Annotated in this window: 9 protein-coding genes, 8 tRNA genes, 1 rRNA gene and 3 other annotated features; of the genes, 14 read left to right on the top strand and 4 right to left on the bottom strand. The window is 42.3% G+C overall.

The genetic code is table 11. The annotated features are described in order from the left end of the window. Positions 1 to 116 precede the first annotated feature (116 nt). Positions 117 to 285: a sequence feature (23S ribosomal RNA rRNA prediction is too short), on the top strand. Positions 286 to 304: 19 nt separating this feature from the next. Continuing rightward, positions 305 to 464, top strand: a sequence feature (23S ribosomal RNA rRNA prediction is too short). Positions 465 to 483: 19 nt separating this feature from the next. Beyond that, positions 484 to 746 (top strand) — a sequence feature (23S ribosomal RNA rRNA prediction is too short). Positions 747 to 837: 91 nt separating this feature from the next. The 14 genes from rrf (at position 838) to gor (ending at position 8,576) form a co-directional block, all read left to right on the top strand. Continuing rightward, positions 838 to 953, top strand: a 5S ribosomal RNA gene (rrf, locus tag A5875_RS12925). Between the two features lie 8 nt (positions 954 to 961). Next, positions 962 to 1,034: transfer RNA gene (locus tag A5875_RS12920), tRNA-Val, on the top strand. Between the two features lie 3 nt (positions 1,035 to 1,037). After that, positions 1,038 to 1,110, top strand: a tRNA-Lys gene (locus A5875_RS12915). Positions 1,111 to 1,119: 9 nt separating this feature from the next. Next, positions 1,120 to 1,201 (top strand) — tRNA-Leu (locus A5875_RS12910). A gap of 18 nt (positions 1,202 to 1,219) precedes the next feature. Continuing rightward, a tRNA-Thr gene (locus tag A5875_RS12905) sits at positions 1,220 to 1,292 on the top strand. A gap of 4 nt (positions 1,293 to 1,296) precedes the next feature. After that, positions 1,297 to 1,368 (top strand) — tRNA-Gly (locus tag A5875_RS12900). A gap of 22 nt (positions 1,369 to 1,390) precedes the next feature. Next, positions 1,391 to 1,476 (top strand) — tRNA-Leu (locus tag A5875_RS12895). A gap of 12 nt (positions 1,477 to 1,488) precedes the next feature. After that, a tRNA-Arg gene (locus A5875_RS12890) sits at positions 1,489 to 1,562 on the top strand. 16 nt (positions 1,563 to 1,578) lie between these two features. Continuing rightward, positions 1,579 to 1,652 (top strand) — tRNA-Pro (locus A5875_RS12885). 119 nt (positions 1,653 to 1,771) lie between these two features. Continuing rightward, positions 1,772 to 2,239 (top strand): CtsR family transcriptional regulator, encoded by a 468-nt coding sequence (locus A5875_RS12880; protein WP_303393801.1) that lies wholly within the window; start codon positions 1,772 to 1,774, stop codon positions 2,237 to 2,239. 5 nt (positions 2,240 to 2,244) lie between these two features. Beyond that, on the top strand, positions 2,245 to 4,743 hold the full coding sequence (locus tag A5875_RS12875) for an ATP-dependent Clp protease ATP-binding subunit (RefSeq protein WP_088933975.1): 2,499 nt from the start codon (positions 2,245 to 2,247) through the stop codon (positions 4,741 to 4,743). 104 nt (positions 4,744 to 4,847) lie between these two features. Continuing rightward, positions 4,848 to 5,762: a peptidase U32 family protein gene (locus tag A5875_RS12870; protein WP_088933974.1), complete on the top strand. Its 915-nt coding sequence runs from the start codon at positions 4,848 to 4,850 to the stop codon at positions 5,760 to 5,762. A gap of 13 nt (positions 5,763 to 5,775) precedes the next feature. Beyond that, positions 5,776 to 7,017: a peptidase U32 family protein gene (locus A5875_RS12865; RefSeq protein ID WP_088933973.1), complete on the top strand. Its 1,242-nt coding sequence runs from the start codon at positions 5,776 to 5,778 to the stop codon at positions 7,015 to 7,017. 209 nt (positions 7,018 to 7,226) lie between these two features. Continuing rightward, positions 7,227 to 8,576, top strand: a complete 1,350-nt coding sequence (gene gor / locus A5875_RS12860; RefSeq protein ID WP_088933972.1) for a glutathione-disulfide reductase — start codon at positions 7,227 to 7,229, stop codon at positions 8,574 to 8,576. A 35-nt stretch (positions 8,577 to 8,611) separates the two neighbouring features. Here gor and A5875_RS12855 read toward each other — a convergent pair whose 3' ends face one another. The 4 genes from A5875_RS12855 to A5875_RS12840 all read right to left on the bottom strand — a co-directional run bounded on the left by A5875_RS12855 (position 8,612) and on the right by A5875_RS12840 (position 12,373). Then, positions 8,612 to 9,565 (bottom strand): biotin--[acetyl-CoA-carboxylase] ligase, encoded by a 954-nt coding sequence (locus A5875_RS12855; protein WP_088933971.1) that lies wholly within the window; start codon positions 9,563 to 9,565, stop codon positions 8,612 to 8,614. Between the two features lie 100 nt (positions 9,566 to 9,665). Continuing rightward, positions 9,666 to 10,469 (bottom strand): ABC transporter ATP-binding protein, encoded by an 804-nt coding sequence (locus tag A5875_RS12850; RefSeq protein WP_088933970.1) that lies wholly within the window; start codon positions 10,467 to 10,469, stop codon positions 9,666 to 9,668. Beyond that, a complete protein-coding gene (locus tag A5875_RS12845) occupies positions 10,444 to 11,367 on the bottom strand; it encodes an ABC transporter permease (protein WP_088933969.1) in 924 nt (307 codons plus the stop codon). Before A5875_RS12845 ends, A5875_RS12850 begins: the two co-directional genes overlap by 26 nt. 40 nt (positions 11,368 to 11,407) lie before the next feature. Beyond that, entirely contained in the window at positions 11,408 to 12,373 is a 966-nt protein-coding gene (locus A5875_RS12840) for an ABC transporter substrate-binding protein (protein ID WP_088933968.1), read from the bottom strand. Positions 12,374 to 13,086 lie beyond the last annotated feature (713 nt).

Here is a 13,086-nt window from a genome sequence, read left to right as displayed (position 1 = left end):
CGCTAGTTTCGACAGAGGCGCTGGTGGGATACTACCCTTGTGTTATGACCACTCTAACCCGCACCACTAATCGTGGTGGGAGACAGTGTCAGATGGGCAGTTTGACTGGGGCGGTCGCCTCCTAAAGAGTAACGGAGGCGCCCAAAGGTTCCCTCAGAATGGTTGGAAATCATTCGCAGAGTGTAAAGGCACAAGGGAGCTTGACTGCGAGACCTACAAGTCGAGCAGGGACGAAAGTCGGGCTTAGTGATCCGGTGGTTCCGCATGGAAGGGCCATCGCTCAACGGATAAAAGCTACCCTGGGGATAACAGGCTTATCTCCCCCAAGAGTCCACATCGACGGGGAGGTTTGGCACCTCGATGTCGGCTCGTCGCATCCTGGGGCTGTAGTCGGTCCCAAGGGTTGGGCTGTTCGCCCATTAAAGCGGCACGCGAGCTGGGTTCAGAACGTCGTGAGACAGTTCGGTCCCTATCCGTCGCGGGCGTTGGAAATTTGAGAGGATCTGTCCTTAGTACGAGAGGACCGGGATGGACTTACCGCTGGTGTACCAGTTGTCTCGCCAGAGGCATCGCTGGGTAGCTATGTAGGGAAGGGATAAACGCTGAAAGCATCTAAGTGTGAAGCCCACCTCAAGATGAGATTTCCCATTTCTTAAAGAAAGTAAGATCCCTGAGAGAAGATCAGGTAGATAGGTCAGGAGTGGAAGTGCAGTGATGTACGGAGCGGACTGATACTAATCGATCGAGGACTTAACCAAAATTAAAATGATTTCACGGTTGTTTAACTGTTTCTGATCCAGTTTTGAGTGAACGAAGTTTACTCAGATAAATATGTAGTGTGGTGGCGATAGCGAGAAGGATACACCTGTTCCCATGTCGAACACAGAAGTTAAGCTTCTTAGCGCCGATTGTAGTGAGGGGTTGCCCCTTGTGAGATTAGGACGTCGCCACGCGAACTTATGGGGGTTTAGCTCAGCTGGGAGAGCATCTGCCTTACAAGCAGAGGGTCAGCGGTTCGAACCCGTTAACCCCCATTTGAGCCGTTAGCTCAGTTGGTAGAGCATCTGACTTTTAATCAGAGGGTCACTGGTTCGAGCCCAGTACGGCTCATAAGTATATGCGGGTGTGGCGGAATTGGCAGACGCACTAGATTTAGGATCTAGCGCCTTACGGCGTGGGGGTTCAAGTCCCTTCACCCGCATTTTATTTTTTTGTAGTTGCCGGCTTAGCTCAGTTGGTAGAGCATCTGATTTGTAATCAGAGGGTCGAGGGTTCAAGTCCTTTAGCCGGCATCATGCGGAAATAGCTCAGTGGTAGAGCACCACCTTGCCAAGGTGGGGGTCGCGGGTTCGAACCCCGTTTTCCGCTTTCCTGAAGACCAGGGGAAAGCGCCGGGGTGGCGGAACTGGCAGACGCACAGGACTTAAAATCCTGCGGTGAGTGATCACCGTACCGGTTCGATTCCGGTCCTCGGCATAATAAAAATATGCGCCCATAGCTCAACTGGATAGAGTGTTTGACTACGGATCAAAAGGTTAGGGGTTCGACTCCTCTTGGGCGCGTAGTTTTTTTGTTTATCGGGAAGTAGCTCAGCTTGGTAGAGTACTTGGTTTGGGACCAAGGTGTCGCAGGTTCGAATCCTGTCTTCCCGATCAAAAAAGAAGGTGAAAGCCTTCTTTTTTTTTATCTTAATTTAAAGAAAGGCGTTCTTCTTTATTTCATGCGCTAAGTTCGATATAATTATGGTCAGGAATAGTCAATAGGAGGCGATATTATGAGCAGAAATACCTCTGATTTGATCGAATCTTACTTGAAAGATATTTTAGAGAATAGTGAAATAATCGAAATTCGAAGAGCAGAGATGGCACAGCTGTTTAATTGTGTTCCTTCTCAGATAAATTATGTAATCAATACACGTTTTACTTTTCAACGCGGTTATTTAGTTGAAAGTAAACGAGGTGGCGGAGGCTATATTCGAATAAGTAAAGTTAAGATTTCTGATCAGCATTACTTTTTAGAACAATTGATGGATTCTTTTGGAGCAGAAATTTCTGAAGCAAATGCTTTTGGAATCATTCAGAAATTATTTGAGGAAGAAATTATTACTGAGAACGAAGGTAACTTGATGTTGAGTGCAGTATCGAAGAATGTCCTTGGTATCAGTCAAATTGAAAACAGGCTACGGGCAAGAATTCTTCATGGATTTTTGGAACGTTTAAGTTATGAGAAAAAGGAGTGAGGGATATGGATCAGCTGTATACAGAACGTGCAAAAGCAGTATTAGCGATTGCGCAACAAGAAGCTAAATATTTTAAACACCGCTCGGTTGGTTCGGAGCATTTATTGCTAGCGTTAGTGATTGAACAACAGGGAATTGCGGGTAAAACCTTACGTCAAATGAATTCAAGTGAAAATGACATTCGTGAAGAAATTGAACATATGACGGGTTACGGGTCAGTTAAGTCTTATCCTGAAGGTGGCTATCTTCCTTATTCTCCAAGAGCAAAACAGATTTTGATTTTTGCTGATGATGAAGCCAAACGTTTCAATGCAAAATTAGTTGGAACAGAGCATATCTTGTTAGGTCTATTACGTGATGATGAAATCTTAGCTTCACATATCTTAGTGAATTTAGGTTTGAGCTTGCCTAAGATGCGGCAGCTTTTACTGAAGAAAATGGGCGTCAATGAGGTACAAAATGCTAATCAAGGTACTGGGACTCGGAGGAAAGCAGCGGCTAAACCTGCACAAAATAATTCTCAAGGAACCCCAACTTTAGATGGATTGGCTCGTGACTTGACGAAGCTAGCACGAGAAAAACGCTTAGATCCAGTAGTTGGAAGAGATAGTGAGGTTCGTCGTGTAGTCCAAATTTTGAGCCGCCGTACGAAAAATAATCCTGTATTAGTTGGTGAACCTGGTGTCGGTAAGACGGCGATCGTTGAAGGTTTGGCACAACGGATCATTTCTGGTGATGTACCAGAAGATATGCGTGGAAAACGTTTGATGATGTTGGATATGGGTGCTTTAGTTGCTGGGACAAAATATCGTGGGGAATTCGAAGATCGATTGAAAAAAGTAATCGATGAGATTTATCATGATGGTCAAATTATCTTGTTTATTGATGAATTGCATACTTTAATTGGTGCTGGTGGAGCTGAAGGGGCGATAGATGCCTCAAATATTTTGAAGCCTGCATTGGCTCGTGGTGAACTGCAAACAATTGGTGCCACGACGTTAGATGAGTATCAAAAATATATTGAAAAAGATTCTGCTTTAGAACGTCGATTTGCTCGAGTGCAAGTGGAAGAGCCGACACCTGAGGAAGCGGAAGAAATCTTAAAAGGATTGCGTCCGCGTTATGAGGATCACCATGGAGTAGAAATAACTGATGAAGCGCTGCATGCTGCAGTTTCGCTATCAGTAAGATATATCAACTCACGCCAGTTGCCAGATAAGGCAATCGATTTGATGGATGAATCTTCCGCAAAAGTTCGTTTGGATTCTACTGATGAAGTATCGGAACTCACGGAATTAGAAGATGAAGTTCAAGAATTGGTGATGGAGAAGGAAAAAGCGATTCAAAATCAAGACTTTGAATCAGCAGCGCGTCTGCGTTTGCGTGAAAAGCAATTAGCCGAAGTATTGGAACAAGCAAAAATTAAAGCGGCAAAACAAGAGAACGGTTATATTGATCAAGTGACTGATGAAGATGTTGCGGCGGTTGTTTCTCAATGGACGGGTGTGCCGTTACAACAGTTGGAGAAAAAAGAAAGTCAGCGGTTATTGGATTTAGAAAATGTTCTGCATAAGAGAGTAGTCGGGCAAGAAGAAGCAGTTCAGGCTATCTCGCGTGCTATTCGTCGGGCTCGAAGCGGATTGAAAGATCCTAATCGCCCAATCGGCTCCTTTATGTTCTTAGGTCCAACTGGTGTAGGTAAGACAGAGTTGGCGAAAGCTTTGGCCGAAGCAATGTTTGGCAGTGAAGAAGCTTTGATTCGAGTGGACATGTCTGAATATATGGAAAAATACAGTACGAGTCGTTTGATTGGTTCGCCTCCAGGCTATGTTGGTTATGAAGAAGGCGGGCAATTAACGGAAAAAATTCGTCAAAAACCTTATTCAGTGATCTTATTAGACGAAGTGGAAAAGGCTCATCCGGATGTATTCAATATTTTATTGCAGGTTTTAGATGATGGTCATTTAACGGATTCAAAAGGTCGAAAAGTTGATTTCCGAAATACAATCTTGATTATGACTTCCAACATTGGTGCGACAGAAATTCGCGAAGAAAAAAATGTTGGGTTCAACGTGAAGGATATTACCAAAGATCATCAAGCGATGGAAAAACGAATTCTGGAGGAATTGAAAAAAGCCTTCCGTCCTGAATTCTTAAACCGAATTGATGAAACGGTTGTCTTCAAAACATTGGATCAAGAACAAATTCATGAAATTGTGAAAATTATGAGTCGTTCTATCTTAGATCGTATGAAGGAACATGAAATCAAAGTGAAGATCACACCAGCTGCCTATGATGTGATTGGAAAAGTTGGTTTTGATCCTGAATACGGTGCTCGGCCAATTCGCAGAGCGTTGCAAAAAGAGATTGAAGACCGATTAGCGGAAGCTTTGTTATCTGGTCAAATTCAATTAGGCGACACAGTGACGATCGGTGCCAGCAAGGGCAAGGTGACATTAACTGTAAAAAATTCTAAAGAAGAAAAAATTCCAGAAAAAGTTTAATTAATCAGGGGATGACGCATTGGCGTTGTCCTCTTTTTTATGCCGTCAGTTGGAAACTTTGAGAAGCTGTGATAGTATGAGAAAGTCTAAAAGGAGGACCTAACATGATCGAATTAATTGCGACGGCAGAGTCAATGGCGCAAGCTGAAGACCTGTTTGCTGCCGGCGTAGATACATTATACATAGGAGAAGAAGAGTTTGGTTTGCGATTGCCGCATTCTTTTTCTCGTGATGAACAAAAAGCCTTGATTGAAATGGCCCATGCTCAAGGAAAAAAGGTGAATGTTGCTGTAAATGGTATCATGCATCCTGATAAGATGAAAAAAATTCCAGAGTATTTGACATTTTTAGCAGAGGTGAAGCCGGACCATGTCGTTGTTGGCGACACTGGTGTGATCTATTTATTGCAAGAGTATGATCTGCCTTATATTTATGATGCGGAAACTTTGGTGACGAATGCACGACAAATTAATTTTTGGCAGAAGAAGGGTGCGGTAGGGGCTGTTTTAGCTCGTGAGGTGCCTTTTGAAGAGATGCAGCAGTTGCGGCAGTATGTTGATGTTCCGGTAGAAGTATTAGTCTATGGGGCTACGTGTATTCACCAATCGAAAAGACCGCTGTTGGATAACTATTTCAATTATACGAAGCAGGCAGAAGAGACTTCAAAAGAACGCGGGCTGTTTATTTCAGAACCGAAAAAGGCTGACACGCATTATTCAATCTACGAGGATCAGCACGGAACCCATATTTTTGCTGATAATGATCTGAATTTAATTCAAGAGTTGGCTGAATTAGCTCATGCAGGCTATCAAACGTGGAAACTCGATGGTTTATTTACACTAGGAACAGATTTTACAGCTATTGCAAAAGTTTTTGCAGAAGCTAAAGGAGCAATTGAAAAGGGCACTTGGAACGAAGCGGAAGCAATTCGCGCGCAACAAGAAATCCAAAAATATCATCCTGTTGGTCGAGGAATGGATACTGGCTTTTATCATTTGGACCCAACAGCGATTAAATAGGAGTAATAGCAACATGACAGAGAGAAAATTGAAGCGGCCCGAGGTTTTAGCGCCGGCCGGGACATTGGAAAAATTAAAAACCGCGATTCATTATGGCGCGGATGCAGTATATATCGGCGGGGATGCCTATGGCTTGCGATCCCGAGCGGGGAACTTCTCATTTGAAGAGATGGAAGAAGGAGTGGCTTTTGCGAATAAGTACAACGCAAAAGTTTACGTAGCAGCTAACATGGTGACTCATGAAGGCAATGAAGAAGGCGCTGGAGAATTTTTCAAAAAGCTGCGTGATATCGGAATTTCAGCAGTAATTGTTTCTGACCCAGCCTTGATAGAAATTTGTGCTTCTGAAGCACCGGGGTTAGAAATTCATTTATCAACCCAGGCGTCGGCAACAAATGCTGAAACATTGAAGTTTTGGCAAAATGAAGGTTTGGAACGGGTTGTTTTAGCTCGTGAGGTCTCAATGGAAGAGCTGGCGGAAATTCGGCGGAATACGGATGTTCAAATTGAAGCCTTTATCCATGGAGCTATGTGTATTTCATATTCAGGACGTTGTACATTATCGAATCATATGTCGATGCGGGATGCAAACCGTGGCGGCTGTTCCCAATCATGCCGCTGGAAATACGAATTATTTGATATGCCGTTTGCCCAAGAGCATCGTTCATTGACCGAAAACGGGGATGTCACAGAAGAGTTTTCTATGAGTGCCGTGGACATGTCCATGATCGAACATATTCCTGATTTGATCGAAAATGGCGTTGATAGTTTGAAGATCGAAGGACGGATGAAGTCGATTCATTATGTTTCGACTGTTGCAAATGTTTATAAAGCGGCCGTGGATAGTTACATTTCTGATCCAGAAAATTATGTCTGCAAGCAGGAATGGATCGACGAATTGTGGAAGGTCGCTCAACGGGAATTATCGACAGGGTTTTATTACCATGTACCGACGGAAAATGAACAGTTATTTGGTCCACGCCGGAAGATTCCTGTTTATAAATTTATTGGCGAGGTTTTAAGTTATGATGAAGCGAGTGGAATTGCCACTGTTCGTCAACGGAATCATTTTAGAGTGGGCGATGAGATCGAATTTTATGGACCGAACTTCCATCATTTCGAACAAACGGTTACCGAGATGAAAAATGATGAAGGCGAAATGATCGATCGAGCACCAAATCCAATGATGATCATCACAATGCCGGTGGCTCAACCAGTGAAGCCTGGAGATATGATACGTAAGAAAAAAGACTGAGGAATAAATTCTCAGTCTTTTTTAGAGCAGAGAATGAAGAAATACCTCAAACACAAACGGAATAGGCAAAAAGCAATTCTTTTTTAGCAGAATGTATTAAAATGAACGTATTGGGTCTGAAGCAGTTGCTTAATAGGTTCAGTTGATAGAAAGTTTTTACATAGTGAAATTAGACTTATATTAATCAGTATAAATTAGGAGGCAGTTGAATGAAGGAATATGATTACATCGTTGTCGGTGGAGGCAGCGGCGGGATTGCTTCGGCAAACCGTGCGGGCATGTATGGCGCAAAAGTATTGTTAATCGAAGGAAATAAAATCGGCGGGACTTGTGTCAATGTTGGCTGTGTGCCGAAAAAAGTAATGTGGCAAGCTAGCAGTATGCTGGAGATGATTGAACGGGATGCGCCTAGTTACGGTGTTCAAGCGGACGTGGAAAAATTTGATTTTAAGGAACTGGTTGCACGACGCGAAAAATACATCGATTTTTTACATGGCGCGTACTATCGCGGGCTGGATAGCAATAACGTTGAGCGGATCGAAGGATATGCCACGTTTAAATCCGATCATGTCATTCGTGTAAATGGTGAGGAATATACAGCGCCGAATGTTTTAATCGCAACAGGTGGTCGACCAAGTCAGATGACTATTCCTGGCGGTGAATGGGCTATTGATTCGAATGGATTCTTTGAATTGACGGAACAACCGAAAGAAGTGGTTGTCTTGGGAGCCGGTTATATCGCAGCAGAGTTAAGTGGCGTATTGCAAGGAATGGGCACCCAGGTTCATTGGGCTTTCCGGCATAGTCGTCCCTTACGGACTTTTGATAAAATGCTGGCAGATAACTTAGTTGAAATCTATCGTGAGAACAAGATGAAGCTGTATGATCACCATGTAGCAAAAGAAATTAAACAAAATACTGACGGAACGTACACCGTCCATTTTGAGAATGGCAATACTTTAACGGGTGATAAGGTTTTATTTGCCGGCGGCCGTTTACCTAACACTGATAAATTAGGTTTGGAAAATACCTCGGTAACCTTGAACGAGAAGGGCTTTGTGATTGTCGATAAATATCAAAACACAACGAGCGAAGGGGTTTATGCTGTTGGTGATGTCATCGGTAAGATCGATTTGACTCCTGTAGCGATTGCTGCAGGGCGTCGTTTATCTGAACGTGTATTTAATGGCAAGTCCGAAGAATTTTTAGATTATGAAAATGTACCAACTGTGATATTTACCCATCCAACGATCGCAACGATTGGATTAACTGAAGATAATGCGATCGAGCGTTATGGAAAAGATCAGATCAAAATTTATCATTCACGCTTCACGCCAATGTATTTTGCATTAAGCGATTATCGTCAAAAATGTGATATGAAATTGGTCTGTGTTGGCGAAGAAGAGAAGATCATCGGTCTGCATGCGATCGGCATTGGCGTTGATGAAATGCTGCAGGGATTTGCGGTAGCGATCAAAATGGGAGCAACGAAGAAAGATTTCGATGATACGGTTGCCATTCATCCAACTGGCAGTGAAGAATTTGTAACGATGCGATAAAAAAATGATGTGCCCGAATGCGGCACATCATTTTTTTATTGGATCGAGCTTAAACTAATTTCGCCGGAGGAAAGAGTAACCTTCTCATCTCCCAAATCGACAACTAATTCCCCGATGTCGGTAATCGCAACAGCGGTACCTAGATACAGCTGGTCTTTACGCTTGAACGTAATTTTCTTGCCTAGCACGAATGATTTTTTGCGATAGGAATCAAGATAAGTTGTTTGTTCAGCTAATAAGTCGAAGAAACGATTCCAAATATTGATGATTAATTGATTTCGTGTAGTCGTTGCTTTTCCATCAGAAAAAAGGGAGGTTGCTTTTTCACGCAGCTCCTCAGGATAATTTTCCTGTGGAATCGAAAAATTGATCCCCATACCGATAATAATGTATTTCAGTGAATTGGTTTCAACATCAGTCATCGCTTCGGATAGTATTCCAACTACTTTTTTGTGATTCAAGTAGATGTCATTGACCCACTTGATTTGACTCTCGACCCCTAATAGTTCATCGATCGCTTCAGCGACAGCGACGGCCATTAAGATCGTGTATTGCGGCAATTCCTGCAGCTGTTCTTTGGGTTCCAATAATAAACTCATATAGATCCCTTGCTGCTTCGCCGCAAAAAATGGACGGTTGAAGCGTCCTCGCGGGGCCTTTTGCATATCCGCCACGATCAATAAGGGGGATTTTTTGCCTTCCATAACGGCTAGCTGCGCATCTTTCATAGTTGAATCTGAAGTTTCCAAAACGGTGACGTCGACAGCTTGGTTAATATGTTCCTGGATCTCTTTTGCATCTAAAATATCTGAAGGCTGGTAGCGATAGCCATTTGCTAAATGTTGAATCTGGTAGCCTTTTTTTTCCAGCTCTTTGATTGCTTTCCAGATAGCGGTGCGGGATACACCCAATTCTTGAGCTAAGGCTTCGCCGGATAGAATTTCTTCTGCGGCTTTTAAACGTGCCAAGACTTTCTCTTTTGTTGTCAAAGGGATACCTCCATCATTTTTCATTCTGGGCTCAGTGTAACAAAAAAACAGGCTGCATAAAAGCAGCCTGCCAAGAAAGAAGGGAGAATCTTTTGGGGAATCAACCCAATAACAAGGCATCGTCTTTAAGTTCGACACCAGAGTTTTGATGGAAAAGCTCCATTAATTTTGGCACAGTTAAATTCTGCTTTTCCGCTTGTTTTAAATCTAATGCAATTTGACCTTGATGGAGCATGATTAGACGATTGCCGTATTGGATCGCATCCTCCATATTATGGGTAACCATAAAGGCAGTCAGCTCTTGTTCACGAATCAAACGTTCCGTCAGCTCCATGACAGTTAAAGAAGTTTTTGGATCAAGTGCTGCTGTGTGTTCATCTAGTAAAATCAGATCAGGCCGTTGCAAGGTTGCCATCAGTAAGGTGATGGCTTGCCGTTGCCCCCCAGAAAGCAGACCAATTTCAGCATCTAAGCGATTTTCCAAATTCAAATTCAGCATCGCTAATTGTTCTTGGAAGAAACTGCGATCTTTACTTTTTACGCCTAGAGAAAATCCGCGTTTGTGTCCGCGTTTCATTGCCAGCGCTAGATTTTCCTCCACCGATAACCGAACGGCCGTCCCCATTTTAGGATCTTGGAAGACCCGGCTGATTTTTTTTGAACGGCGTGTTACGGAATGTTTCGTGATGTCTTCTTCATTCAAAAACATTTGACCTTCTTCGATCGGCAACGTACCGGCTACACTATTTAACAGGGTTGATTTACCTGCACCATTTCCGCCGATAATAGTCACAAATTCGCCAGGGGCTAGGCTTAGATTAATGCCGCGCAATACATGATTTTCATTCACTGTTCCGCGTTCGAAATATTGATGAAGATTATTGATTCTTAATACTGGTTGCATTTGCGTCAGCCCCTTTCTTCTTTGTTTTAATGGTAAATTTTGAACGGATTTGCGGTAATGATAGACAAATAACTAATACGATCGCCGAAGCTAATTTAGAATCTGTCGGCTCTACGTTCAACTCAAATACTAACGCTAAGATGAAACGATAAATAATTGCTCCCGCCACGATCGTAATCAAACGAATAAGAATTGGTTTATTATGGAGCAGAACTTCTGCGATGATAATCGAAGCTAACCCAATAACGATCGTACCGACTCCGGAGTTCAAATCCGCAAAGCCGTTATTTTGAGCTAACAAGGCACCTGAAAGAGCGATGCTGCCGTTTGAGATCATGTAGCCCAAAAGCTTCATATTTTCAGTTTTAATTCCATTGGCTTCACTCATATCGGGGTTATCACCGGTTGCTCTAACAGCTAAACCAATCTCCGTGCGGAAAAAGAGGACTAGCAGCAAAATAACCAGCAGGACAATTAACAGGCCCACTAAGATAACCGCATTATTTTTACTCAAGCCCATATCTTGTGCGGCTGTAAAAACAGTGCTTTCGCCTAATAAAGCGATGTTTGGTGCCCCCATCACCCGCGAAGTAATGGAATACAAGCCAGTCATAGTGATAATTCCAGCTAGCAGCGCCGGGATTTTGAATTTTGTATTCAAGATCCCAGTAACTAATCCGGCCAGCATACCGCCGCCGAATGCTAACAAAGTAGCTAGAGCAGGATGCATGCCATTAACGATCCCAATCGCAGCGATCCCGCCGCCCAAGGGGAAACTTCCCTCGGCGGTCAGATCGGCAATATCCAAAATACGAAAAGTCATGTAGACTCCAATCGCTAGTAACGACCAGAGCATACCTTGTGACGTCGCTGATAATAACAAAGTGATAACGTTCATGATTCTTCCTTCTTTCTGTGTGAAGCAGTTTTAAATATTTTTATTTAGGTTCTTTGATACTATCTGGATCAATATCTAAGGCTTTTGCCATATCTTTGTTAACGACTAATTTAAGCGTATCAGCAGATTCCACTGGTGTATCTTCAGGTTTTGCATCACCGTCTAAAATTTTCGCCGCCATTTTTCCAGTTTGTTTACCAAGTGATTTGTAGTCGATCCCAACAGTAGCTAAGCCGCCGCCGTCGATTTGTTCAGTTGAACCGGCAACTAATGGAATTTTCTTTTCTTTTACCACATCGCCAATGACCGAAGCAGCACTTGCGAAGGTATTATCCGTTGGTACGTAGATCCCATCTGTTTCATTTGCTAAAGATTCCGTTACTTGTTGAACATCATTTGTTGTGTTGGCTGTTTTTACTTTTACTTCAACGCCAGCTTTTTTCAATGCTTTTTCAGCAAGATCGGCTTGGATTTTTGAATTGGCCTCACCTGCGTTGTACATGATCCCGATAGATTTTGCTTCTGGAACGATTGATAATAATAGATCGATTTGTTTATCGATCGGAACCATATCGGTTGTCCCTGTTACGTTTCCGCCCGGTTTTTTATCACTTTTAACCAATTTCGCTTCTTCTAAATCGGTAACGGCAGTAACGGTGATCGGAATCTCGGTTGTCGTGTTCAATAAAGATTGAGCGGCTGGAGTAGCGACGCCTAAAAGTAAATCGGGTTCGTCTTTGACCAATTTTTCACTCATACTTTTTAGATTGTCTTGATTGTTTTGTGCATTTTGATATTCGATTTTTAAGTTGTCGCCTTCTTTATATCCGCCTTCAGCTAAACCTTCTTTGAAGCCTTCATAGGCATTGTCTAGAGAAGGGTGTTGAACCAACTGTAAAACTCCGACTTTTTTCGCTTCGTCATTGCCGGCTGCTTCTTTGTTGCCGCAAGCCCCTAACATTAATAAACTTACCAATCCAATTCCTGCTAATACTGCTTTTTTCATAATTATCTCTCCTTTTTCATTTTAAAGAATTTATTTTTCCAAAAAGCGGAAAAATAAGTTTGATTTTCAAGCCGTATATCATTCCTCTAAACAAGTGTAGCGATAGTCGGCTTAAATTTTTGACCTAAACAAACTGTGAAAAGAGATGCTGACATCCTTTTCATAAAAAAATCACCCGCTTAGAATTGTCGAAACTCTAAGTGGGTGATACGAATACAAAAATAGTATGATTCTTCAGCCACTTAGATTTCTCTATGCGGCCGGTGGTACATCGAAATGCTCTAGCCATCATAGATACAAAAAACACTCAAGTTGTTTGTACCCATCATGATGAATACAAACCTATCTAAAATAGCTAAAGTAATAGCGGTTATTCAGTTGTGAGTTTTTTGCGTTCAACATAAGGAACAACCTCCACTTGATTAAGATGTAAATTAGTATACGTTAAGAAAAATGAGATGTCAATAATAAATCGTCGAATATTCTGAATATTCAAAAATGTAGTCTCTTATACACATCTAGATGTGTATAAGAGACAGGTTTGTACCCATCATGATGAATACAAACCTATCTAAAATAGCTAAAGTAATAGCGGTTATTCAGTTGTGAGTTTTTTGCGTTCATCATAAGGAACAACCCTGTCTCTTATACACATCTAGATGTGTATAAGAGACAGGCGATAAACATATTGAAGTTATGGTTCGTCAAATGTT

This window comes from Enterococcus sp. 3H8_DIV0648 (assembly GCF_002140655.1).
GTDB lineage: Bacteria > Bacillota > Bacilli > Lactobacillales > Enterococcaceae > Enterococcus_A > Enterococcus_A hulanensis.
Note: the sequence above shows the minus strand (reverse complement) of the source record. Positions and strands in the feature narration are given on the sequence as shown.

What these genes read in the sequence shown, in the direction of transcription:
- A5875_RS12875 (WP_088933975.1), top strand. Translation starts at nt 2,245, where the DNA reads ATGGATCAGCTGTATACAGAACGTGCAAAAGCAGTATTAGCGATTGCG.
- A5875_RS12870 (WP_088933974.1), top strand. Translation starts at nt 4,848, where the DNA reads ATGATCGAATTAATTGCGACGGCAGAGTCAATGGCGCAAGCTGAAGAC.
- A5875_RS12865 (WP_088933973.1), top strand. Translation starts at nt 5,776, where the DNA reads ATGACAGAGAGAAAATTGAAGCGGCCCGAGGTTTTAGCGCCGGCCGGG.
- gor (WP_088933972.1), top strand. Translation starts at nt 7,227, where the DNA reads ATGAAGGAATATGATTACATCGTTGTCGGTGGAGGCAGCGGCGGGATT.
- A5875_RS12850 (WP_088933970.1), bottom strand. Translation starts at nt 10,469, where the DNA reads ATGCAACCAGTATTAAGAATCAATAATCTTCATCAATATTTCGAACGC.
- A5875_RS12845 (WP_088933969.1), bottom strand. Translation starts at nt 11,367, where the DNA reads ATGAACGTTATCACTTTGTTATTATCAGCGACGTCACAAGGTATGCTC.
- A5875_RS12840 (WP_088933968.1), bottom strand. Translation starts at nt 12,373, where the DNA reads ATGAAAAAAGCAGTATTAGCAGGAATTGGATTGGTAAGTTTATTAATG.